The 25,003-nt window shown below is 32.2% G+C and carries 25 protein-coding genes; 11 read left to right on the top strand and 14 right to left on the bottom strand.

The genetic code is table 11. From position 1 onward, the window contains the following. Positions 1-17: 17 nt before the first annotated feature. The 3 genes from flgK to flgM are packed head-to-tail and all read right to left on the bottom strand — an operon-like array spanning position 18 to position 2,422. The gene (gene flgK, locus GOY08_RS07775) at positions 18-1,445 is read right to left on the bottom strand and encodes a flagellar hook-associated protein FlgK (protein WP_158998331.1); all 1,428 of its coding nucleotides are present in this window, start codon (positions 1,443-1,445) and stop codon (positions 18-20) included. Between the two features lie 9 nt (positions 1,446-1,454). Beyond that, positions 1,455-2,033, bottom strand: a complete 579-nt coding sequence (locus GOY08_RS07770; RefSeq protein ID WP_158998330.1) for a hypothetical protein — start codon at positions 2,031-2,033, stop codon at positions 1,455-1,457. Between the two features lie 20 nt (positions 2,034-2,053). Continuing rightward, entirely contained in the window at positions 2,054-2,422 is a 369-nt protein-coding gene (gene flgM / locus GOY08_RS07765) for a flagellar biosynthesis anti-sigma factor FlgM (RefSeq protein WP_158998329.1), read from the bottom strand. A 276-nt stretch (positions 2,423-2,698) separates the two neighbouring features. On the opposite strand from flgM, the gene GOY08_RS07760 reads away from it, so the two are divergent. After that, positions 2,699-4,432, top strand: coding sequence for an AMP-binding protein (locus GOY08_RS07760; protein ID WP_158998328.1), 1,734 nt, complete (start codon positions 2,699-2,701; stop codon positions 4,430-4,432). Between the two features lie 27 nt (positions 4,433-4,459). Next, positions 4,460-5,437, top strand: a complete 978-nt coding sequence (locus GOY08_RS07755; RefSeq protein WP_158998327.1) for an SGNH/GDSL hydrolase family protein — start codon at positions 4,460-4,462, stop codon at positions 5,435-5,437. Between the two features lie 32 nt (positions 5,438-5,469). Here the strand turns inward: GOY08_RS07755 and GOY08_RS07750 are convergent, their stop codons facing one another. From GOY08_RS07750 to nuoD, 7 genes are all read right to left on the bottom strand, one after another. After that, complete coding sequence (locus tag GOY08_RS07750; protein ID WP_158998326.1) at positions 5,470-6,108, bottom strand: DUF4360 domain-containing protein; 639 nt, start codon at positions 6,106-6,108, stop codon at positions 5,470-5,472. A 279-nt stretch (positions 6,109-6,387) separates the two neighbouring features. Further along, entirely contained in the window at positions 6,388-7,866 is a 1,479-nt protein-coding gene (locus tag GOY08_RS07745) for a metallophosphoesterase (RefSeq protein WP_158998325.1), read from the bottom strand. Between the two features lie 157 nt (positions 7,867-8,023). Then, positions 8,024-8,614, bottom strand: coding sequence for a NuoI/complex I 23 kDa subunit family protein (locus GOY08_RS07740; RefSeq protein WP_158998324.1), 591 nt, complete (start codon positions 8,612-8,614; stop codon positions 8,024-8,026). A 13-nt stretch (positions 8,615-8,627) separates the two neighbouring features. Next, entirely contained in the window at positions 8,628-10,097 is a 1,470-nt protein-coding gene (locus GOY08_RS07735; protein WP_158998323.1) for a 2Fe-2S iron-sulfur cluster-binding protein, read from the bottom strand. Between the two features lie 5 nt (positions 10,098-10,102). Next, on the bottom strand, positions 10,103-11,395 hold the full coding sequence (nuoF, locus tag GOY08_RS07730; RefSeq protein WP_158998322.1) for an NADH-quinone oxidoreductase subunit NuoF: 1,293 nt from the start codon (positions 11,393-11,395) through the stop codon (positions 10,103-10,105). A gap of 14 nt (positions 11,396-11,409) precedes the next feature. Continuing rightward, positions 11,410-11,928 (bottom strand): NADH-quinone oxidoreductase subunit NuoE family protein, encoded by a 519-nt coding sequence (locus tag GOY08_RS07725; RefSeq protein ID WP_158998321.1) that lies wholly within the window; start codon positions 11,926-11,928, stop codon positions 11,410-11,412. Between the two features lie 10 nt (positions 11,929-11,938). After that, on the bottom strand, positions 11,939-13,642 hold the full coding sequence (nuoD, locus tag GOY08_RS07720; protein WP_158998320.1) for an NADH dehydrogenase (quinone) subunit D: 1,704 nt from the start codon (positions 13,640-13,642) through the stop codon (positions 11,939-11,941). Between the two features lie 183 nt (positions 13,643-13,825). On the opposite strand from nuoD, the gene GOY08_RS07715 reads away from it, so the two are divergent. Together GOY08_RS07715 and GOY08_RS07710 are read left to right on the top strand one after the other, a co-directional pair. Beyond that, positions 13,826-14,509 carry an L-threonylcarbamoyladenylate synthase gene (locus GOY08_RS07715; protein ID WP_158998319.1) on the top strand — a complete coding sequence of 228 codons (684 nt, stop codon included), beginning with the start codon at positions 13,826-13,828 and terminating at the stop codon, positions 14,507-14,509. 99 nt (positions 14,510-14,608) lie between these two features. After that, positions 14,609-14,746: a hypothetical protein gene (locus GOY08_RS07710; protein WP_158998318.1), complete on the top strand. Its 138-nt coding sequence runs from the start codon at positions 14,609-14,611 to the stop codon at positions 14,744-14,746. A gap of 61 nt (positions 14,747-14,807) precedes the next feature. Here the strand turns inward: GOY08_RS07710 and GOY08_RS07705 are convergent, their stop codons facing one another. From GOY08_RS07705 to hutU, 3 genes are read right to left on the bottom strand one after another with little or no spacing between them, the layout of a single operon-like run. After that, a complete protein-coding gene (locus tag GOY08_RS07705) occupies positions 14,808-15,173 on the bottom strand; it encodes a DoxX family protein (RefSeq protein ID WP_158998317.1) in 366 nt (121 codons plus the stop codon). Between the two features lie 36 nt (positions 15,174-15,209). Further along, positions 15,210-16,547: an amidohydrolase family protein gene (locus tag GOY08_RS07700; protein WP_158998316.1), complete on the bottom strand. Its 1,338-nt coding sequence runs from the start codon at positions 16,545-16,547 to the stop codon at positions 15,210-15,212. Between the two features lie 4 nt (positions 16,548-16,551). Then, complete coding sequence (gene hutU / locus GOY08_RS07695; RefSeq protein ID WP_407947661.1) at positions 16,552-18,288, bottom strand: urocanate hydratase; 1,737 nt, start codon at positions 18,286-18,288, stop codon at positions 16,552-16,554. A gap of 29 nt (positions 18,289-18,317) precedes the next feature. Here hutU and GOY08_RS07690 point away from each other — a divergent pair, with 29 nt between their 5' ends. The 7 genes from GOY08_RS07690 (at position 18,318) to GOY08_RS07660 (ending at position 24,238) form a co-directional block, all read left to right on the top strand. Next, positions 18,318-19,163, top strand: coding sequence for a TrmH family RNA methyltransferase (locus tag GOY08_RS07690; protein WP_158998314.1), 846 nt, complete (start codon positions 18,318-18,320; stop codon positions 19,161-19,163). Between the two features lie 50 nt (positions 19,164-19,213). Beyond that, the gene (locus GOY08_RS07685) at positions 19,214-20,206 is read left to right on the top strand and encodes a hypothetical protein (RefSeq protein WP_158998313.1); all 993 of its coding nucleotides are present in this window, start codon (positions 19,214-19,216) and stop codon (positions 20,204-20,206) included. Between the two features lie 103 nt (positions 20,207-20,309). Next, positions 20,310-21,488: a hybrid sensor histidine kinase/response regulator gene (locus tag GOY08_RS07680; protein ID WP_158998312.1), complete on the top strand. Its 1,179-nt coding sequence runs from the start codon at positions 20,310-20,312 to the stop codon at positions 21,486-21,488. Between the two features lie 9 nt (positions 21,489-21,497). Then, on the top strand, positions 21,498-21,791 hold the full coding sequence (locus GOY08_RS07675) for an HNH endonuclease (RefSeq protein ID WP_158998311.1): 294 nt from the start codon (positions 21,498-21,500) through the stop codon (positions 21,789-21,791). Positions 21,792-21,825: 34 nt separating this feature from the next. After that, a complete protein-coding gene (locus tag GOY08_RS07670; protein WP_158998310.1) occupies positions 21,826-23,040 on the top strand; it encodes a tetratricopeptide repeat protein in 1,215 nt (404 codons plus the stop codon). 2 nt (positions 23,041-23,042) lie between these two features. Next, positions 23,043-23,426, top strand: a complete 384-nt coding sequence (locus GOY08_RS07665; protein ID WP_158998309.1) for an Hpt domain-containing protein — start codon at positions 23,043-23,045, stop codon at positions 23,424-23,426. 11 nt (positions 23,427-23,437) lie between these two features. Next, entirely contained in the window at positions 23,438-24,238 is an 801-nt protein-coding gene (locus tag GOY08_RS07660; protein ID WP_158998308.1) for a response regulator, read from the top strand. A 4-nt stretch (positions 24,239-24,242) separates the two neighbouring features. Here GOY08_RS07660 and GOY08_RS07655 read toward each other — a convergent pair whose 3' ends face one another. Beyond that, the gene (locus tag GOY08_RS07655) at positions 24,243-24,923 is read right to left on the bottom strand and encodes a DUF6901 family protein (protein WP_158998307.1); all 681 of its coding nucleotides are present in this window, start codon (positions 24,921-24,923) and stop codon (positions 24,243-24,245) included. Positions 24,924-25,003 lie beyond the last annotated feature (80 nt).

Genomic DNA, 25,003 nt, shown 5'->3' with positions numbered 1-25,003 from the left:
CTCAAAAACTTAGAACATTACCTTTTTAAATCCAATACAGTTTTAAACATTTCATCAGCGGTTGTTACTACTCTTGAACTCGCAGTAAATAAGTGTTGATATTTTAAGAGATTTGCAGCTTCATCATCTAAAGAAACACCAGCAACACTTTCTCTTTGCGCTTTTAAGCGATCAAAAACAATTTGTGAAGCTGTGGCTTCTTCTTTAGTTTTTAAAGCTGCAATACCAATTTTACTAATCATTTTATCATAAATACCAGTTATCGTGGTTGTTTCATCATCAAATAATGGTTCATAGAATAGTTTTACAAGCTTATTTGCTACAACATTATCGCCTGGAGTTGTTGTAGACATAGCAGCTCCAATAGCATTTGGGTTATAAACAATTCCTAATGATACTTCGATATCTTGTGCTGGCTCTCCTGGTCCATTTAATCCTTCAAAAAATACTCTCCCATTTGTTTCTTTCATATCATTAACACCATATCCTTTAACATGAATGTCATTAAAGGAATCACCAAAACCTTTGGCCAATGAATTTACTTCGTTTCTTAAATTTTGTGCATACTTATCTCTAATTTGCAATAATGCACCCATTTTTCCAGTTTTGATTAAATGGGTCATATCAAAATAACGTTCTTTTTCAAATTCTGAAACAACAACATTAGGCATACTATTAACTGTATAAATATCTTCAAGCATAAATCGCGAAGATAAACCACCTTCCACTAATAAACTTTCACCAGGTCCACGTAAAGTAATTTGATCATTACTATCTTTATAGGCATTAATATCAACTATAGAGCCTATTTCTTTAATCAATTTATCTCTTCTATCTTCAAGATCGTTTACATCAGAAAGATTACCCGCACCCATTTCACGGATTTGTCTGTTTAATTTTGCTACTTCCGCAATTTTTTGATTTACAAGATTGATATTTTGTCGAATTTCTTCATTGGCATCAGTTTGTACTTGTACAATATTTGCATGTGTTGAATTAAAAGATTGCGCTAATGCTTTACCACTCTCTATTGTATTAATTCGTACTGAAGGTTCTTCAGGAAAATTAGATAATTCACGAATAGAGTTAACAAAACTTGTAAATCTATCACGTATTGTAGAAGTCAAATCTGGATTAAAAAAACTTTCTAACTTTTTTAATCCATCTGAAAGAGTTTCGGTTCTACTTTGTTCTTGTACTTCTCTTCTTAATTGACCTTCAATAAATTTATCATGTGCTCTGCGGATACTTTGTATTCTAGAACCATCACCAAAAACGTGGTAACCATATTCAATTGGCCATTTTGTTTCTAAATTAACAACTTGTCTACTATAACCAGGAGTTTGAGCATTAGAAATGTTATGACCAGTAACATCCACTCCCACTCTAGAGTTTTGCAGCGATTCGCTACCCATATTTAAAATGTGGTTTAATGTTGCTACCATTCTGTTCCTTTAAGCTTTTATTCGCATTGAAGAATTAACTGAACCTTTATTTGCATTAGAATGTGCTTTTCCAAGATTGTCATAATTCATACCAATATTAGCTTCTGATTGAAATAAATTTATTGATAAAGTAATATTTCTTAGTAATTTTTTTAAAATTAATTGATTTCTATAAATCCGAGGATAGACAGTTTCAAATAAATTTTCAAATTCATTTGCTGTGTAAAGAATATTTTCTTCTACTTCCAAAATTTTTTTGTATGTATCTTCATTTACCAAAGTTTTAATATTATCTAAATATTTCTTAAAAGTAATTTTAAATAAACTTAAGGAAAGTTTTTGACCCCTAGGATCAAAAGCTATCATATAGCAAATTTTTCTTAAAATAGATACCCTTCTCTGTTCCAATGATTGTGATATTCTTGAGTGCTGATCTTTTACTATTACTATTTTTTCAAGTGCTGTTAAATCACAATTTGTAATAGCAAGCTCTTCTTCTTCTAAAATTGGAATGTATTCAATATAATTGGATATTTGTTTTTTCAATATATCATTAAATTGTGAAAGCAGTGTAATTAGTTCTTCCATATCTTTTCACTTTATATAAATTATCTAAAAACAACTCCTGGATCTTTTGCTAACTCATCACGCATAGCTTCCCTAACCATAGCATTAGCAACCTTTTCTGAATCTACTTTATATTCACCTTTATCAATAAGATCTTTAAAATATGCTACTTTATCATCTCTTATATCAGGTGATTCTTCAGCTATTTTTTTAGCTAAACTCATCTCTTTTGCTTTTTGTGAGATTTGCACATTTGCGGCTTCTTTAATACCAGGAGGAGTTGCGGCTTTTGCATAATTTGCTGCTGCATTTTTTATGTTTGCCTTCTCCGGTTTTTCGACTTTTCCTGCATCTGCACTTTGAATAGCATTTGCTAAATTTGCAGAGTTCTTTACTCCATTCACTGCCATAAAGCCCTCCTATAAAAGGTTTGCTTAAGAGTACCTTAATTTTTAAAATCTTTAGAGGAAAAAAATAGTAACAGTCAAAATCTATTTATATTAGGTAACATTAAACAATTTTTACTTTAAAGTAGGCAAAATTAACAGGCAATAAATAAGGTTATAAAATTAAATCAATCTTTTTTATAATAGCACAAATTAAATATATAATATTTTCAGTATTGAAATTGACGTTTCAACATGATTTTATACAATCCACCAAATGCGAGATAGAGGAGACGAAAAATGGTGGATCAGGTAATTGAATGCAAAGACCGACCTTGGCAAAAAAATTATGGGCCAGGAACAAATCTAGATTTAGGTCAATTTGAATTTTCAAATTTAGCAGATATGGTGACACGCAGTTCTGCTAGATGGAAAGACAAAATTGCCTGCAGTATGGTTCTGCACAATGGCATGGAAAGTAAGCTCTCTTACTCTGATATTGAATTATATTCAGATGCATTTGCTGTTTATTTAAGAGAAGAGTTAAAACTTGCAAAAGGTGACAGGGTCGCTATTCAATTACCTAATTGTTTATCATATCCCATTGCAGTATTTGGTGTATTTAAAGCAGGTTGTGTCTTAGTAAACGCAAACCCATTATATACAGCTTATGAAATGCAGCATCAGTTTAAAGATAGTGGAGCAAAAGTTTTAATTATTATTGATATGTTTGCAGATAAGCTAAAAGAAGTAATTCCTAACACAAATATAGAAAAAGTTATTTTAGTAAGTGTTGTTGATTTTTTTCCAATTTTAAAAAGAACAATAGTTCATTCTGTTTTGAAATTTGTGAAAAAACAAATACCAAAGTGTGAAGTATATACAACAAGGATTACTTCAGCTATCCATAAAGGAATAAATATTCAAAAAGCAAAGCAATTAAATCCACATAAATACTGGAGTAATATTACTCTCGAAGATTTATGCGCTTTACAATATACTGGAGGAACTACTGGCGTGAGCAAAGGTGCAATGCTTACCCATAAAAACCTTTTAGCGAATATGTATCAAATTGTAGAAATGGGGAAATCAAAAATTGAACCTGGTAATGAGTATATTTTATCAGTTTTACCACTTTATCATATCTTTGCTTTTACTGTAAATTTAATAACATTTTATTATTGTGGTGGAGAAAGTATATTAATTCCCAATCCAAGACCACTAAAAAATTTAGAAAAAGCATTTTCAATGAAGAAAATCACTTGGATTTCAGGAGTAAATACTTTATTTAATGGACTATTAAATGAAAAATGGTTTGCTGAAAAACCACCTAAAGATTTAAAAGCTTCAATTGCTGGCGGAGCTGCTTTGCATAAAGCTGTAGCAGAAAGATGGAATATTGTAACAAAAACCATAGTTGTAGAAGGCTTTGGCCTGACTGAGGCTTCTCCTGTTGTTACCTTTAATCCCATAAATGGAATGATAAAAAGCGATACGGTTGGCATCCCTATGCCAAGTACTGATGTTGTTCTTTTGAACGAAGAAGGAATACCAGTTCAATTGGGAGACGCAGGTGAAATTGCTGTTCGAGGGCCACAAGTGATGAAAGGTTACTGGCAACGTCCTGAAGAAAGCGCCAAATGTTTAAAAGGAAATTGGCTGCTCACTGGCGATATAGGTGTAATGGATAATGATGGATATATAAAAATAGTTGATCGTAAGAAAGATATGATATTAGTGAGTGGATTTAATGTGTATCCAAATGAAGTAGAAGATTGTATTGCTAAATTAGCTGGTGTTGGTGAAGTCGCTGTCATTGGCGTACCTAATGAAAAGACAAATGAAGCTGTAAAAGCATTTATAGTAAGGAAGGATGACTCTTTGACTAAGGAAAATGTTTTGGAACATTGTCATAAATTCATGACAAGTTATAAAGTACCTAAACAGATTGAATTTAGAACAGAGCTTCCAAAATCTCCAATAGGAAAAATTCTCCGAAAGAATCTGCGAGAAGAGTCAATGAAAAAAATATAAATCAATAATTTTAGAATCTGGTGAGAAATGAGAAATTTAAAAAAAATTTTCATCACAATTTATCTTTTTATTTTCTTCAAATTTCCAGTTTTAGCTGACAATAACAATCAAAAAGTAACAATAAATAATATCGTTACTTTTGGAGACAGCTTATCTGACAATGGCAATTACTTAAATGCTTCAAAAGAAACAAGTAATCCTATGCCACTCAAACCTTATTTTGCAGGAAGAGCAAGTAATGGGAAAATTTGGCTAGAATATTTAGCCGAAGAAAATAATTTTAAAATGTTAAATTATGCTTTTTTAGGAGCCTTAACATCTGACAAAAATCCAAGATATCCAGAAGCAGTTGATCTCATAAATCAAATAAATAAATTTGAGAATGAAAATAAGGGTAAAGATTTTAGTAACACAATGTTTTTCCTTTGGGCAGGTGCTAACAATATTTTTAAAATGAATTTTAAAGAACCAATAGAGACTTTTAATACATTATATAATTTAACAAATGATATTTCTCAAAGTTTAACTAAATTAAAAAATTTGGGTGCGAAAAATATTTTTATCGCAAATATACCTGATTTAGGTAACATTGCATTAACAACAGAAATTGATAGCTTTAAAAAAATGAAATGGATTTTATCTAATATCACAAAGTTAGAAAACTATTTACTGGATAAAAAAATTGCTAATTTTAGAGATGAAAATAAAGATATTAATTTAATTTACTTTGATGCCTTTGAATTTTTAAATAAAGTTAGGCAAAATCCAGGGAGATATTTTGTTAGTAATATTAAAAACGCCTGTTATGTGGGAGTCCCTAGTAAACCAGCTATTCCAAATGAAAGTTGTAGCAAGGCACAAGAATTTTTATTTTGGGATTTGGTTCACCCCACAACTAAAATTCATTGCTTTGCAGCAATCGAAGTAGGGAAAGTTTTAAAAGAAAAATATCAGTTAAATAGTAAAAATAATTTAACTGATAAATTTTGTTCCGATTTAAAATGAAAGAAAATTTTTTTCATTTTAATTTTTTATTTTTAGTGTCCACATCTTTGCCATTGCAAAGCATAAGTAGTTTGTACACTTCCATCCGCTGAATCTGTAGTTAAAGTTGCATATCCATTAGGATTATTTGGTCCAACTTGTGCGATTAAAGAAGTATTTACATTTAATCCACTTAATGATCCACAAGGAGACCAAACTAAATTATTAATTCCTAAAGTATCACTAATAGTATAATCACCAGAAGTAGGACCTCTAAATACTGTATTTAGTCTAGCTTGTTGCAGATTTCCTTGAAAATAATACAATGCTTGTTGAGAACCATAAGTTCCTGCGCTTAAATTATAAAAGCCGCGATAATCCATTCTTGCAATGGAATAGGACCATCCTTGAGGAAATTCAAAGTTAATCAATATTTGACAATTTTTTCTATCAAGTGAATTTGATCCTGCTGCATTCACAACATACTTATCAAAAATCATAGTAAAGGACTTCAGGTCAGGTGCAACAACGGCACGCGCAGAACCCGCTGGACAACCACTACCACCATAGGATGGATTAGGTTGACCGTTAACTACAGGTGGGATTGTAACATACGGAGGAACATCAGCCATTGCAGAAACAGTAAAACCAAGTGCAAAAATCGAACCAAAAAGAGCACTAACTAACTTCATACAAATAACCTCCAATGCATAGTAAAATAATTGTACCTACAATTATTGACCAGCATGACTAAGAAAACTATGGAAAATTTAAAGACAATTCTTTGAATGAAAAAAATTATCAATTATTTTTTTACTTGTCCAGAAATTTCTGCAAATTTGTATTTTATTAAATTTTTATTTATGGTAACAAAAGAAATTGATTTTTATCTATTTTTATTAAATTTATTATCAAAAACAAAAAAGACATTTTACTAAATTAGCAAAATGTCTTTTTTAAAAAATTACGAATTAGTTTTTTTCAGTTACCTTTTTGTAACAATCATTAAAATCTTTAATTGTCATTCCGTTTCCTGCAGCACAAAAATAATGTTTCCATTTTTGTACTAAAGTTTTATGATCTGCATTTAAAACTAATCGTTTTAAATAATGCTCATCCGCTTGATTTGTATCTTTCGACCACGCGCTCAATAATATTTCATAGCCATGAGTCAAATGCCCAGCGCTGGTATGTAACTCAGAAAAAGATTTTGGATTTTCGTCCCATTTTTGTTCATTTAAATCATAAGAATGAACTTTTGAATCAATCAAAGTATTTTCCTTGTTAAGTTTAAAAATTTTAAACCCTGGATTATTTCTTAGTGAAGTTAATGAAGGTACAGATGAGGATGAAAGACTTTTTGAAGCATCAATCATTTGGAATCCATCATGATGTGTATGGCCTACCAATATACCTGAAATTCTTTGTGAATTTGTTTTAAGAATATTTAAATAAGAATTAGAATGTACTTCACTCTTCCAAAATGGTACAGCTGAACCATCTTTAGACACAGATGAAGCATAACCATCAATTCCATTTGGAATATGGGAGATGACTAAAACTTTATTTTCCGCAGGAATACGGAATTCATCTTTATTATCTTTATTTTCATTGTTATTTGTTTTTTCTGCAGCTTTAAATAAATCACTAAACCAATTCAATTGATTTTTGGCACTGGAGTCAATGTCAGAACCATCTACTGATTGTGCTTTATTGGATAACATATTGGTATTTAAAGCAACGATAGATAATTTTTTATCTGCTAGATTTATAGTATAATAGCCACCTTCAGTAACAAAAGTTTTTGATTTAGTTAATTGCTTAGCATTGCTTCCCCAAATAACTGACAAATCTTTATAAAAATTAGAACTTTTAGGATTATCAAAATTATAGTTTGCTTTATAGGAATCATTATTTCCAATTACAGGAAACACTTCAACATCTTTTGGCAGTTTTGCATTCACTGTTATACTAATGTATTCAAATGTTTTTTTAATAAATGACTCTACTTCATTTTGTTGCGTTAATTTAGCATAGTCATTTAACTTTTGATGGAAACCATGAGTTAAGAAATCTCCCAAAATAACTACAAAATCAATATTTTCTGATTTTGCTACTGTTTCTAATTGTGTCAAAAATTTTTGATATAAGCCGAAGTTTGTATTTGAATTTATTGTAGACACTTTTTCTGAAGTTAAATATTTTGCAAAAACTTTATCCCAATCTTTAACTTCAGCAGAATTTAATTCTTTCATTAGTGCGTTACATTTACTCTCACTTGTACTCAATTTATTATCAGCTTTTTCAGCATCACAAAGAGAAAATGGATTATAATGGATATCACTCACAGCTAAAACATTTTTTTCTTTTTCAGCTTGAAATTCATTAGATTTAGTAGAACAAGAAACAGCAAAAAGTGACAGCATTGCAATTAAGTTAATTTTTTTCATTTATTTTATTTCCTATATAGATTTAAATAATTTATGTTTATTGTTTAATAAACATAAAAATACTTATACTTTATAAATTTTAACTTTCAAGTAAATAAAAATAATAATTTAATATTTTTTTTAAATTATTGTAAATATGGAAAATTTTATACGCTAATTAATGGTGAGAAGAGTGTGCGCGATGAATATTAGGTAACTGACTTTTTACAGATTCATCTTTTGTATTTTCTTCTTTACGAGAAATCTGCTTATCTCCTAAGCGTTTTTTATTTTCTGGTCTATTAAGTAGATAATCTTTAGTATAAACCCATTTTTGTTCAGGCATTCCAGCCATTGAGTATTCAGATCCTAAGCGTATCGCATCGACAGGACAAGCTTCTTCGCAATAACCACAAAATACACAACGCAATATATCTATTTCAAAACGAACTGGATATTTTTCAATCCCATTGTCTTTTGCTTGACCAGCAACAATTGTAATGCATTGTGCGGGACAATTTGTTGCACACAAAAAGCAAGCAGTACAACGCACTTCCCCATTAGGACGTTTTGTTAAAAAATGTGCGCCTTTAAAACGTTCAGAATATTTATATTCGACTTCAGGCCACTGTACAGTAACAGACTCTTCAAGTTTTAAGAGTTGCTTAGCAAAAGTTGATATAGTTTGACCCAATCCAAGTAACGTTGTTGTTAAATAACCATTTTTTAAACTCTTCTGCGGATCTTTCGATACATTTATATATCCCATACTCTTTTGCCTCTTAAATTTTTATTGCAGAAAAAATATCTTCAATACCTAACATTGCTGGAAATACAGGTGGGTTTGCTTTTAATTTTTGGTTGATTCCATTGTAATTAACAAACGTTCCATTTTTTTCAGCAAAAACTTTTGTCGGTATAACTAAAGAAAACTTTTTAGTTGCTGGATTTTTAGAAGAGCCAAAATAAATAACATTTGGTAATTCAGCAAAACGATTTATTTCATTTGCATATTGCGTATAAGACTTCTCCATTTCTGGACCAAAAACAAAAACAACTTCCGCATGTTGTTCAGCCAGAGGAGCGAAACTATCACCTAATGAAACAGCACTTATACTTTGATTTTCTAATACCTGCTTTAGACCTGCGGTATTAGGGTTTTTATCACCACGAAACAAGATACCATCAAAGTCGTTTAGTTTCTCGCTAGGATCACGCCATATAAATGTTTTGAATTGCACTCCAATAACATTTTTTAACGTTTCAAGAATGACTTGATACTCTTCATTTGTATATTGAGGAGTTAATACTAAAGCTACTTTTTCAGACTTACCTTTATAGGTTGCAAGTTTTTCAGTAAGCTTTTTATTAACATCTGACCATGATAGTGATTTTCCACCAGCTAACGGAACAGCTAATCTTTCTTCAGCATTTAAATGTTCATACATTGTACGGCCATAATCACACATCCAATGCCCATTAACTTCTTTATTTTTTCTTGGCTTTAATCGATAATATTGTCTTTGATTTTTATTTTGAAACAAAGTAACGTTACAGCCGGTTGAACAACCTGGACATATTGTTTTCGTTTCACTTAAAAACCAGACACGGCACTTAAAGCGAAAATCTTTTGCTGTAAAGGCACCCACTGGACATATATCAACAATATTATAGCTATAGTTATGTTGTATTTTTCTATTTGGAAATGTTCCAATTACAGAATGATCACCACGATTAAAAATACCCAAAGAACTTGTTTTTGTTACTTCATCTTCAAATCGAACACAACGTGAACATAAAATACAACGTTCTGTATCTAAAACAAGGTTGTCACCAACGTCGAGTGCTTTTGGTTTAAGTACTTTATCTTCATCCATTTGTGATGAGTACTTTCCAACTTTCATATAATAATTTTGCAATTCGCATTCGCCCGCTTGATCACAGATTGGGCAATCAAGAGGATGATTGATTAAATGAAATTCAAGCGCCCACTTATGAGCATCTTTTACATCATCACTTGTTGTCGTAACTTTCATTCCTTCAGTGCAAGTCGTGTTACAAGCAATTTGCAACTTAGGCATGCCTTCAATTTTAACCATACAAAAACGGCAAACACCTGCAACAGAAAGACCTGGGTGCCAACAAAATCTAGGAACTTCAATTCCTAATAATTCGGTGGCTTCAATAACCGAAGTTCCTTTTGGGACAGTAATTTCTTTGCCATCAATTGTTAACGTAACAGTTTCTGACATTATAATTATCCTTTTAAATATGGTTCAAATTCATGCGCAAATTTTGCAATGATAGCTCTCGCAGGATCCGCAGCCGCATCTGAAAGAACACAAATAGTTTTACCTCGCATATTATTTGCAACAGTATTAATTCTTTGGAAATCTGCTTTAGAAGCATTCCCTTTCAAAATATGTTTGGACATTTTATACAACCAACCTGTTCCTTCACGACAAGGAGTACATTGCCCACAGGATTCATGAGAATAAAAGTCCATTAAATTTTCAAGTACATCAGGCATACGAACATCTTCAGGAATAACAATTATAGCGCCAGATCCAAGCATTGATCCTGCAGCGGCAATTGATTCATAATCTAAAGTAACAGATTCGCATTCCTTTGCAGTAAGAACAGGTGCAGATGATCCTCCTGGGATCACTGCTTTCAATTTCTTACCCTGGATAAGTCCTCCACAATCTTCATTTAGAAAACGCATAAGTGGATAACCTAAGGGGATTTCGTAACAACCTGGGCGCGCAATAGGACCACTAACGTTAAATAACTTTGTTCCGGGTGATTTTTCAGTTCCAAATTTTTTATACGCTTCAGCACCGTGATTTATGATCCATGGAACTACAGCAAGAGATTCAACGTTATTTACAACTGTTGGTTTTCCTAAATAACCTTTTACAGCAGGAAATGGTGGTTTTAATTTAGGCTGCCCTTTTTTACCTTCTAACGATGAAATTAATCCAGTTTCTTCACCACAAATATATGCCCCTGCTCCAGAATAGACATCCATATGATGTGTGAATCCAGAGCCCATTATATTTTCACCTAAATAACCAGCATCGTAAGCTTCTTGTATAGCTTGTTCGCACCATTTAATTTCATTGTAAAATTCACCGCGCACATAGATATAACTTTTTTGCGCACCAATTGCATATGAAGCAATAATTTTTCCTTCTACAAGTGAATGCGGTGTTACTTCAGCAATGTAACAATCTTTATAAGTTCCAGGTTCACCTTCATCAAAATTTGTAATTAAATATTTTTCACCAGGCCCTTTTGGAACGAAACTCCATTTTAATCCTGTTGGAAAACCAGCTCCACCTCGGCCTCTTAAGCCCGATGCTTTCACGGTATTAATAACATCTTCTGATGACATTCCACCTTTTAAAACTTTTTCTAAAGCTTTATAACCGTCTGCTTTTTCTTTATACGTCTTAATACTACGTGAGTCTGGATGACCTTCAAGTCCAAGCAATATACGATACTCGTCAGGCTTCCGGCCTTGGTATTCGTTTGTAATAACTGGCATGAATCAGTCTCCTTTTATTTCTTCAAATTATTTGCGCAATTAATTGCAGCTTTTGGCAATTCTTTTGCACTATATTCTTTAATTAGAGCAAGAGCCTTTTCAGGTGTTACGTTATTATGTCGATCTTTATTTATCAAAGTTGATGGAGCATAACCGCATTGCCCTAAACATTCTACTCCATGCACTTCGAAAGGAAGATCTCTTCCCTCTTTCTGAGCTTTTTCTATTTCGTGCTTTACAGCTTTTATAGAATCATTTGCCCCCATTAACCAACAAGAAATGCTTTTGCAAATTTCAAAACGGTATGGCTTTGGGGGGCTTTTGCGATACATAGTATAAAATGTTAAAACTTCTCTCACATCAACTGCTGAAAGACCAAATTGTTTTTCTAATTCATCTACATCAGCATCAGAAATCCAATCTTTTTCGTCTTGGATTGCATGCAAGATAGGCAAAATACTTGAGCGCTTTGTTTCATAGCGCTTTACAAAGCCTTCTATTATTTTGATCAATTCTGGTGAAAAAACTGGCATAAATTGCCCCTTATCTATCAAGTTCGCCTGCAATAATATTGATACTTCCAAGTGCTGATACTGCATCAGCTAAGAAATTTCCATGCACCATTGTTGGGAATCCACTTAAGATAGAAAAACAAGGAGCACGACATTTTACTCTATAAGGATTTCCACTGCCGTCAGATATCACATAAAAACCAAGCTCTCCGTTTGCAGCTTCATGTCTGTGATACACCTCGCCTTTAGGAGGTTGGACTCCATTTATAATTAACATAAAATGATTCATCAGTCCTTCAATGTTACCATAGACATCTTTTTTAGAAGGTAACACAATATTTTTATCTGGAACATTTATTGCTCCATCAGGCATGTTTTTAAAACACCAGCGCAATATTTTTATACTTTGCCGAACTTCTTCCATCCGAACAAGGTAACGATCATAAGTATCACCGTTTGTTCCTACTGGAATATCAAAGTCAACCTGATCATACATCCAATATGGTTCTTCTTTTCTAATATCGTATTCAAAACCTGTTGCTCTTAAACAAGGACCTGTATACCCAAACTGCACCGCAAGATCTTTTGGTAAAATTCCAGAACCTTTCGTCCGTTGCACAAAAATTCTGTTATTTGTTACCAAAGATTCTATTTCCATATGTTTCTTTTCAATGCTGTCGACAACTTTTTCACATTCAACCAACCAGCCGTCAGGGATATCAAATCCCATTCCACCGATACGCATTAAAGAAACAGTTAATCTAGCTCCACATAATTTTTCAAACAATGAATAAACTAATTCACGTTCTTCAAACAAGTAGAAAAAGCTTGTGATAGCTCCTAAATCTACTAAATTTGCACCAATACAAACGTAATGATCTATAATTCTTGAAAGTTCATCAATAATCATACGCATTACTTGCGCTCTTGGTGGAACTTTAACTCCAATTAATTTTTCAATTGTTTCACAAAATGCACTATTATTCATTGGAGCTGAACAATAGTTTAATCTATCTGTATAGGGAATGACTTGATTATAATTGTGAGTTTCGCACATTTTCTCGAAACATCTATGTAAATAACCAATTTCTACATCCATTTCCTTTATGCGCTCAGCTCCATCAATCACAGACATAAACCTTAAAGTACCATGAGTTGCTGGATGTGCTGGACCAATGTTTATCCACATGAGATCTTCATGATCATACTTTTTCATCAGACGTTCGCGATCTTTATCAAAAGTATTTTCTAATGCTTCTCCACGCATGGATTGATTTTTATCCGCAGGATAGTCTTTCCGAAGAGGATGCCCTTGAAATTCGTGATGCGTCAAAATTCTACGCATATCGGGATGTCCTGCAAATTGTATTCCGAACATGTCCCAAGTTTCGCGCTCTGCCCAATTTGCACTTTTCCAAATATGTTGAATAGAAGAAATCGATTCTTGCTCACCAACAACACATTTTACACGCAAACGTTTTTTTTCAACTGGTGCAAGTAAATGATACACAACATCAAAACGCTTGTTACGCTGAGGCCAATCAACCGCTGTAACATCAATAAGAAATTGAAAATGATGTTTGTCTCTTAAACATAACATAACTTCCACAATTTTTTCTTTTGGGATGATAAGTGTTTGCTCCTGAGCAAACCGCTCTCTTTCCTCAAACTGCCAAGCATCAGCAGCAACAATATTTTTTAAATCTTCAATAATAGTAGCGTAAAAAGCATCCATCTCGGATATTTCCTCCCCTGGCGTGCTACATTTTCGGTGCCATAAGAATTCATAACAAAACATATGTCAACTTGCCTTCAACAAAATGTGAAAGAATCTCAAGCAACCAAAAAAGATAAAATGACAAACTCATTTTCACATTGTAAAAGTTCATTCTCTCATAATGAGAAAGAAGGCAATCTCATGACTCAATTTTTAAGCATACATCAAAAGAATCCTGATAAAAGGCAGATCAAAAAAGTGATCGAAATAATTGACGGCGGAGGAATTATCCTTGCGCCAAGTGAAACAGGATTTTGTTATATAGGAAGTGCTTCATTAGAAAGCACTCATGAAAAATTTTTAAAGCTCCGCCCTGGCCACCCAAAAAATAAACCATTTAGTTTACTTTGCAAAGATATCTCGCAAGTAAGCAAAATAGCATACCTCTCAACTCAAATTTTTCGTTTGGCATCACGTGTTTGGCCTGGAGCATATACTCTTATTCTTCCTTGCTCAAAAAATACTCCTAAAATTGCTGCGGGCCCAAAAAGAAAAACAGTTGGTGTGCGAATTTCAAGTCATCCCATTGTTGAAAATATCGTGAGAGAATTTGATCATCCTTTGCTAGTTACAAGTGTTACAGATGAAGAGGAACTCATTGAGCAAGATTATTTTAACGAGGATACCAAAGATGATTTTTGGTGGACGGATGTAAATAAAATTTGGAACCAAGCTGCAAAAAATTTAATAAATATTGCTATTGATGACGGAGAACAAATTCCAATAAAGGTATCCACTATTATTGATTTTTCTCAAGAACCACCAGTACTCATTCGTGATGGAGGAATTGATTTAGATTTAATTGGTATTTTCAATACAAATTAATAAATTTATTTTAATTGATTATTTTAAAAACAAAACTTTACATAAACGTTTTAATAAAGTAATATCCAGAACTAGGCTTTTATTACTAGGAGGGTAATTATGAAACTAGGTAAGTTTATCTGTGGAATTCTACTTGTTGGTTTTTTAAGCACTTCATGTGCAATGCTTATGAGACGCTCTGAAAAACCTGTTGTTCAACCCAATGAACAAGTTTCAGAAGCGATGTTAATGCGCTAATTATTTAATTGCTAAAAACTAAAGGGAGTGCGGTTGCACTCCCTTTTTTAATTCATAAATATTATTTTTTCTTCCAAAGCATGTAAGAAATTAGAACAAAAATTAAAACAAATAATGGAGCACAAACTTTCATAATGGGATCATGAACAAAATAATGCGAAGCAGCAGCTCCCAATAAATTAATGACAAATCCAGCATAAGCCCATTCTTTTAATGTCTTAAAAAAACCAAATAAAATTGCTAAACTTCCAAGTAATTTTGCAGTTCCTAAAATTTTTAATAAGTATACAGGATATCCTAGGCTTCTAATTCCATCTAATGCTTGTGGAGAAAGAGTAAAGTACATGTAAGCTGAGAAAAGCATGACAGCAATAAACGGTAAAGTTGCAACCCAATAAACTATTCTTAACGTCTTTGAATTTGCCATGTAAATTTCCTTTAATAAAAATGAAAAATTTTACAATTAAACAACTACATGTTTTACATGATCGCCAATTGGTGAAGCAAAAAAGTCTTCTACACAATTGCCTTCAAAAGCAACTAAGGATGCTTTTTTCCCTTGCTCTAAAGTACCATAAAATTCTTCTGTTCCTGTAGCGATGGCAGCATTTATAGTAACACCAGCAAAGACTTCAGGCAGAGAAAAGGCACAATGAGATAATGCTAAGTAACAAGCAAACCATAAATTGTTCATGATTGAACTTCCTGGATTATAATCACTTGCTATAGCAACTCGCACACCTGAAGAGCGCCATTTTTTTGCATCTACATAGGGAATTCTACTAAAAAAACTTGTACAAGGTAACGCAACTGCTACTACACCTAAACTTGCAAGTCTTCCCAAATCTGATTCAGTAGAATATTGACAATGATCTACGGTTAAAACTCGTCCTTTAATTCTTTTCTTCGAGGCCGTTTGTTCAATTCGTCTAGCTAATTCTGCAGCTAATTCTGCCCCTCCGCAACGGGAAAATTCATCTGAATGAATATGCACATCTAAACCATGTTGTAGTGCAGCTCCCAACCAACGTTCAGCTTGTTCTTTGGAAAAATAATTTCTTTCTAAAAAAATATCCGCCGCTAGAGGAAATGCTATTCCTTTTTTAGTAGCTTCTTCACCCATTGAAGCAATATTTGGTAAATCTTCTATTAAGGCTTGTAAATAATTATCCAGCCCACGATATTCAGGACTTGCAGCATGCGGACCCAGATAAGTTGGTGCGACTGCAGGAAGTTCATAAAAATCTTCGCCCAAATAAGAATGATAAATTGCTTCAAGCATTTTTCTTTCTTCTTTTGGATTTAATCCATAACCTGTTTTTGCTTCTAAAAGAACCACACCCCTTGATAAAGCTATTTTTGCATTCGTCTTAAAAATTTCACTTAACTTTTCTTTCGAAACTTCTCTCGTCGCTTTCATCGTTGCTGCAATACCACCACCATTTTTTGCAGCAATCTCTTCATAAGTCATCCCTTGGGATTTTAGAACTGTTTCGTTAGCTCGACTTCCTGCAAAAATAGGATGATTATGACAATCAATAAGCCCTGGCATGAGTACAAGTTCTGATGCATCAATTAATTGATAATCTTCTATATTCTTTATTTTGTTACTTTCATTTTCACCTATAGCTTGAAAAATTCCATCGTCAATAATAACATCGCAATTTTTTAAAATTTTCATGTCTTTTTGTGTAGAAATATTATGCTCAAGTTCTTTCCAATCTTGAAAAGTAACTACACACGGAGAATTTTTAAAAATTATTTTTTTATTTTTTTTTGTATACCAGATCTTTCCAGCCATGAATTCACCTCAGAGAAAAATGATTACGTGGATAGTAACAAGGCGTTTCGCAAGTTACATTTTTACTCATCTTTTCCTGCGCAATATTTTTTGCAATCTCGTATCCAGCGTCAGCATGTCTAAATATTCCCATTGCAGGATCAAAAGTTAAAACTCTTTTCAAACGTTCATCAGCTTCTAAAGTTCCATCTGCAACAATTACCATTCCTGCATGCAAGGAGTAACCCATTCCTACTCCACCGCCATGATGGAAACTAACCCAAGTAGCTCCACTAGAGATATTTCCAAATGCATTTAGTAATGCCCAATCAGCAACTGCATCGCTTCCGTCTTGCATTCCTTCTGTTTCTCGATATGGCGAAGCAACACTTCCACAATCAAGATGGTCTCTTCCAATAACAACTGGACATTTTATTTTCCCAGTTTTTACCATCTCATTTAAGAGTAAACCTGCTTTTAATCTATCTCCATATCCCAACCACAAAATTCTGGCAGGCAAACCTTGAACAGATATTCTTTTGGGAGCTAAATTTAACCATCTTTGAATATCATCATGTTGTGGAAATAAATTCATTAAAGCTTTATCAGCTAATTCTAATTCATGGGGATCACCACTCAATAATGCAAAACGAAATGGTCCTTTTCCTTTGCAAAACAATGGACGAATGTATTCAGGAACAAATCCTTTTATATTAAAAGCATCTTCTAATCCCACCTTTTTTGCCATTGCACGAATATTGTTTCCATAATCAAATGTTGGAATTCCTCTTTTTTTTAATTCAAGCAAATAAGAAACATGTTTCTTTATTGATTGCAGAGCTTTTTGTTCAACCTTTTTAGGATTTTCTTTTCTTTCAATATTTAATTGTTCTAGAGTATATCCTTCTGGAACGTAACCATATGTAGGATCATGTGCTGAAGTTTGGTCGGTAACTAAACTAGGAGTAAAATCTTTGCGTTCCATTAGTTTAGGAAGAATATCGACTACATTTCCTACTAGAGCAATACTTTTTGCAATTCCTTCTTGCAGAGCGTTATTTAAAGAACTCATTGCAGAATCAATGTCCCAATGTATTTCATCTAAGTAACGGGATTTTAATCGCATCTCAGCTCTTTTTGGGTCAACCTCTATTCCTAAAAAACAAGATCCTGTTAAAACTGCTGCTAATGGTTGAGCGCCTCCCATTCCACCTAAGCCGCTAGAAAAAATGAATTTTCCTTTTGTATTGCCTTGATAATGTTGCTGAAATGCTTCATAAAATGTCTCATATGTACCCTGTACAATACCCTGAGAACCTATATAGATCCAACTCCCAGCTGTCATTTGGCCATACATCATTAGACCTTGTTTTTCTAAGACATCAAAATGCTCCCAATTTGCCCAATTTCCAACTAAATTACTATTAGCTAGAAGAACTCTTGGCGCATTAACCCATGTTTTAATTCTTGCAACTGCAGCTCCACTTTGAATAAGTAAGGTTTCATCGTCTTCAAGTTCACACAAAGCTGTTATAATTTGCTGAAAATCTTGTAAACTTCTAGCAGCCTTTCCACGTCCACCATAAACAATTAATTCATTAGGATTTTCTGCTACTTGCGCATCTAAATTATTTAACAGCATTCTTAGAGGAGCTTCTTGTAACCATCCTTTTGTATTTAATTGAATTCCAGTAGGGGCAGGCTGACCAGGTATAAATTTTCTTGTTGCTGAAAGGTTTATATTTTGAGTAGACATAGACATCCTCGCAAAAAAGGGGAGAAAGGAAAAAAATGATTTTGACGGAATCGACTACTTCTTCAAATGTGCCTACACAATACTTCATTCCAAAGAACTTTGAAAATAACTTTGGAAAAATTTCAGCCACATTAAAAGGCTTTTTTACTGAAAATCGCATGGCTAAAATGGAAAGAATCGTTCAAAGCAGAAGCAGACAAGTATTAACAGTGTTTGAAAATACTCATCATGCTCATAATATCAGTGCTATTTTAAGAACTATTGATTCATTTGGATTTATGGATTTATTTTTCTTGTACTCAAATCATGCCATGCGATTTAGAACAGCAGATACTATCGACAGAGGAGCCAGTCAGTGGCTTTTACCCAAAAGGTTAGAAAGTATAGCTGAATGTGCAAAAATATTAAAAAAAAGTAATTACAAAATAGCTTTAGTTTCTTTACCTGATTTTTCGCGTACAGCAGACCACTATATTAGTCATATTCCTTCATTTGCTTCAAATTCCTTTCATAAGGAAGAATTTAAGGAGTTTCTTGGGGAAAACAAAATAGCTCTTATTTTCGGTAGTGAATTGCACGGGGTTTCTCCAGAATGGAAAAATTACGCTGATTGTTACGTCTCTGTTCAGATGTATGGATTTACTGAATCATTAAATGTCTCAGTTTGTGCAGGTATTATTATACAAAATTTAAGGGAACAACTTTCTAGTTTTCAAAAATCTTTTCTTTTATCAAATTTTGAAAAAGAACTAATATTAGAGCATTGGATTGCTAAAAATTGTCCTAACTCACTAGAATTTATTAGTAACCGTCATCCTCACTTATTGCCTTGGTTTGAATTTGTACGTTCTGGTAAATTTTTTCAGCCTATCTCTTCATAAATTTTTCGCCGATATAAGTTTATATTTTAACTTTATTGGAAATAAGATTTATGCAACTTATCAAGCGCAGACCTCACTTGGGTTGGATAATCAATTTTTTAGCAGTACTACTAATATGTTTTTTACTATTAAATAGTTTATTTGGTTCAATATATGTTAATCAGTTAAAGAAAAAAATTCTAGGTCTAACAGATCACTATTTTCTTGCACAAAAAGAAATACTGGAAACAAAAGAAACTTTAGCAAGAAGTAATTCAAATATTTATAAATTTATCTTAACAGATAGAGAAAAAATAAGTGAAAAAGAGTTGCAACAAATAAATTCAAATTTTTTAAAAGAATTAAGAAAAGATTTTATAGCAATTGTTTCTCATACTAAAGAAATTAATAAATTTAATATTGATGCATTTATGACTAATAAAGCTCAAGAGCTTCTTCCTATAGTTAATAATTACACATTAAATTTACAGAGAGAAATAGAAAATTTTCTTGAATCAAATTCAAAAAATTATAATGAAATATTAAAATTCATGCAAAAAGAAAGCGAAAGCTTTAATAAAATTACTTTTACTTTAGAAATATTAACAAGATTAATTCAAGATAAAGCAATAAGTATTAGAATTTCAGATGATTTACTTTTAGAATATCTTCCTTCAGTTTTTATTATAACTTTTTTTGCCGCTACAATTTTGGGTGGGAGTTTTATTTATGTTTCTAGAAGAGAAGTTAGAAAGTCTATTATTGAAAATACTTTACAAGTGTTAAATGAGGCACACACATACCAACTAGATTGTATTGAGACCCTTGAGACCTGTAGAGATTTATCAGGAAAAGGCATTGAAAAAATTAATGAAATTTATCAAAATTTACAAAATAAAAATGACCATATAGAACTTATTGAAATTATAAACAATTTCAAAGAATATGCTTCCAAAATTGAATTTGCATTTGAAACAAGAAAATTTATTCATGAAAAAGAAAGAAAAAAAATTGAGCAAGAAATTAAAGAAACTAAAAAAACAGATAAAGAAACAGATAGTTAACAGTTCCGAAGGTAGTTTAGAAATCTTTAATTACCTAAATTTAATTTGAATTTTACCGATTCCTTATTGTCAAGATTTTAGAAAGAGGAACTAAAGGTTCAACATGGAATTAGGGAAGCTAAACATCCTAATAATAGAAGATGATGAGGATATTGCCAATCGTCTCCAAAAAGAATTAGAAGCCTTTAATTTTACAACAAAAATTGTAAAAAAATACAATGAAGCAAAAAGTTTAATTTTCCGAGCTGATAGCGAATTTGATCTGTATTTAATTGATGTTCAATTACCCGATGGAGATGGTTTTTCCTTAATTCAAGGAATTAAAAGAAAAAATGATGATGCTATAGTTATTATTATGTCAGGTTATATAAATAATAAAATTCTTGAAAAATCTCATAAATCGGAATGCTTTGAAGTTATTCAAAAACCATTTTCAATAAAAAATGATGTCATTCCTATTATTAAAAAATGCATTAAAAATATTAGATTGAAAAAAGAAAATCTACATTTAAATTCACAAATTTTACATATCTCAAAATTGGCTGCTTTAGGAGAACTCTCTGCTACTGTAATTCATGATATCCGCGGTCCACTAACAATGATACAATTAACTTGTGAAGATATTAAAGACGATTTAAAACATTTAGAAACAAAAGATATTGATTGTGTAAATTCACACATGTTACAAATTAACAAAGCTTGTAGCAAAATAAATAAACTTGTAGATCATTTAAGAAATTATTCAAGAAAAGACGCTAAAGAAGAAGAGGAAGAATATAAAGATATTGAAGAAGTGATAGAAAATAGTTTGTTTTTAGTAAAACAAAAAATCCGCTCTTTGGTAGTAAAAGTTGAAATAAAAATAGAAGATAAATATAGATTAGCGCAGTTGTTATGTTATCCCAATAAATTTGAACAAGTGCTAATGAATTTAATGAGCAATGCATGTGATGCAATGCGGACGGCATCAAAAAAAGAATTACAAATACGTATTTATGTAGAGAGCCAAACATTTAATATCAGTATTTCAGACACAGGAGAAGGCATTCCTGAAGATATTATGCCAAAAATTTTCGATAGCTTTTTTACTACAAAGCCGAAAGGCGAAGGAACAGGATTAGGACTTAGTATAGTAAAAAATATTGTCAAAGAACATGCAGGTGATCTAGTATTAGCTTCTGTTGTTGGAGAAGGAACTACTTTTACCATAAAGCTCCCTATTTCAAGAATAAAAATAAAACCAAACAATGGAGATGAAACACCTTCTCCACGTGCAGCATAGAAAAAATATATGATGTTAAATAGTTATGAATTTGCTGATGAAGAACACATCAGGCGTGAAAAAGCTAAAGTAAAAGCCGCAAAGAAAAGCCGTTGGTGGCAACAAAAATGTGCTTCTGGTTTATGCTACTATTGTGGAAAAAAATTTGCTTTTAAAGACCTTACCATGGATCATATTGTTCCGCTAGCCCGTTTTGGAACCACCACTCCAGGCAATGTTGTTCCAGCTTGCCGAGAATGTAACAAAAATAAAGGGGTTGACACACCAGTCGATCTACTTTTCAAGAAGGACATGATAGACTGAAAAAAATATCCTTTTTCTGAGGTTGAGAAAAAATATGGCAGGAAACGTCATAGAACTTTCACCAGAAATGAATTTTATCGTTGTTGATGATTCTCCAGCTTCACGTGAGGGAATCGTAAAGTCGTTAAAAACATTAGGTTTTAAAAATGTCTATGAGGGAGTGAGTGAAGGAGAATCGCTAAAATTTTTGCAGGAAAAAAACTTTGATTTCATAATCTGTGAAAAAGATATGCGACAAATAAATGGACTAGAATTTTTAACTGAATTAAGAGAAAACGTTGAAATAAAAAGAACTCCTATTTTAATGGTAGGCCCAGAGTTAACTAAGGAAGATACTCTACGCTTCCCCGAAGCTGCTCCCGATGGATATTTAAAAATTCCATTTGTCATGAAAGACTTATCTACTCAAATTTCTCAAACATTAGTAAAATACCGTGATACAGGCAATATTGAAATAGACTACGAGCTGGCTCGTTATCTTTACATTAGTGGTGAATATGAAAATGCTCTTGAAGCTTATAAGAATATTTCAGCCAAAAGCCTATCATCTGCAAGAGCATTTGTTGGTGTAGCACGCTGTTATAGAGCCTTAGGAAATATTCCTGAAGCTGAAAAAAATTTAAGATTAGCTATGCAAAATAATAAAAATTACCCTCAAGCTTATTTTGATCTTGGGGTTTGTCTACTTGCTTCAGATAGAAAACAAGCTGCTTTAAAAGCTTTTGATCAAGCATTATCAATAAATCCGAAAAATCCAATACGTTATGAAGAAGTTGCAAATGTATTAACGCGCTGCGAATTATATGAAGAAGCAGAGAGTTATTTAATGCGCGCAATTAATATGAAAATTGTGTATCCAAAACTCTATGCACAAGTTGGTAGAAATTTTCTTGCACAAAAGAAAAAAGATAAAGCACTTGAGTTTCTTCAAAGGGCTGTTGAACAAGATCCCAAAAATCCAAGTTTTTTAAATAGTATTGGAATTTGCTATAAAGAAATGGGGAAATTTGAAGATTCAATTTCGAGTTATAATTTAGCTCTTAAAATTACTCCAAATGATGTTAAAATAATGTATAACAAAGTTCTTTGTTTAGTTAGTATGAAAGATTATGATCGCGCGAAAAAAGTTTGTCAACAAATCTTAAAATACGATCCTAAATTTGAAAGAGCTCAACAAAAAATCTTAGAAATTGATAAATTAAATGAAACACCTGCTGAACCAAAATATAGAGGGGTTATTCCAAAATAACTATGAATAATAAAAACTTGCTAGATGAAGAAGTCATTAATAGCATGAAAGAATTAGGTAATGGTGATGAAGAGTATTCTGATCGTTTACTTATTGTCCAATTAATGAGTGTATACTTAAATAATCTTCCAGAAAGAATTAAGGAACTTTCTTCTGCTATGCAAAATAGTGATGCAGCAATTATTGAGAGAGCTGCTCATACTTTGAAATCTAGCTCAAGACTTATTGGCTTAGTGTCACTGGCTGAAGATTGCCAAATATTAGAGGATATTGGATTTTCAAAAAAACTAGACGATGCTCCTGATGTATTCAAAAGAATAGATGCTGTTATAAAAATTGTACCTGATGTATTAAAAAATAAAATAAAAGAGCTAGAAGCTTCATAATAGAGGAAAAAGTGGCTACAAAAACCATACTCATTGTTGATGATGCAGCTGAAACAAGAATCTTTTTAAAAGGGATTATAAATTCACTTGGATATGCTTTTTATGAGGCAAAAAGTGGATTAGATGCGCTTAAAATTTTGAATGATCATTTGATTGACTTGGTCATACTTGATGTTCTCATGCCGAATTTAGATGGATATCAAACCTTAGAATTTATTAATAAGTTAAAGCAAAAACAAGATATAAAAGTAGTCTTTCTTACTGGAAAAAAAGGTGAACTAGATCAAGCAAAGATAGAAGAATTAAATCCCGATGACCTCATTCATAAAACAGTTGATATTCAAGTTTTGAAAACAAAATTAAAAAAATTACTCGATGGAAGTATTCCACCAACAAAACCAAAAGTAGGTTCAGCCCAACCAGCACAAGCTTCTGCACCAGTTCAAGCAAGTGCAGCCCCAGCTCAGGCACCAAAAACCGCAACACCAATTGCCGCAAAACCTGGAACACCTACTCCTAGCGCAGCAACTGCAACAAAAGTAGCACCTACAGCTTCTCAAACAGGAGAATCAAGTCTTGAGATCTTAGCTAAAATTACAAATATGCCTATAGATGTTGAAATTGTAATCACCAAATTATCCCAAACAACTGTTACTTTTTCAGCTAAATTTCAGTTTAAAGAAGGATCTCAATTAACTATAGATAGCCCAAAAGCTGCAACTACTTTAAAGAAAAGTGGTGAATTTAATGTTAAAGTTTTAAAGTGCTTACCTGAAAATGATAAGTTTATCATTAATTCACAGTTATTGTAATTGTCTATTTTCCCACAATGAGTTCTTTCAAAGATTCTAGATATTCATCAATAGATAAAGAAATTAATTGTGATTGCGATGATAACGAAACTATCACATTTAAATTGGCATCGGCTTTGCTCGCAGCTTTAATTCTTTGAAAAAAAAATTCATTAACTATCTGAATGGTATCAAAATAAGCTGGAATATTCTGCAAAGACCAATCCGGTTCTTGTTTATCAATAAATTTATAATATTGTTTAAGTAAATATGTCGTTACAGAGCGAAATACTGTTTCTTCAATTGTTGCAAAAGGAAGATGAAAATATGCCATCCCCTTCATTTCCTTTAAAATAGGACACCCACTTGTTGCCATAATTAGTCCCACCAAGGCTTTTAAACCTGTTTGTGCATCGCATTCTTTAAAATAAGATCTATTTTCAGTTTCAACATAAGTTTTTACAATTTCTGTTGATAGAACATCATGAAATTCAAGCATTGCATGTTGAACATCAAGAGCTGTGGGGCATTTTTTTATTTCTGCGCTATTTAAAGGACAATTTGAACATTTATTAAAATCTAAATTAGTCCATTCCACATCTGGATCTTTGGGATTAGTTGTAAATAATACTGGTCTGTCCAAATCAACAGTAAACTTCACTTCTCTATTATTTGTAAATATAAATTTATAAGTTATATTTATCAATCTACCCCTCTTAGTTATCCATTAATAATGCTAAAATGTCGGTTTTCTCTTTTTTATCTGAAGATAATGTCAATAATTTA

The organism is Pigmentibacter ruber, from assembly GCF_009792895.1.
Classification (GTDB): domain Bacteria; phylum Bdellovibrionota_B; class Oligoflexia; order Silvanigrellales; family Silvanigrellaceae; genus Silvanigrella; species Silvanigrella rubra.
Note: the sequence above shows the minus strand (reverse complement) of the source record. Positions and strands in the feature narration are given on the sequence as shown.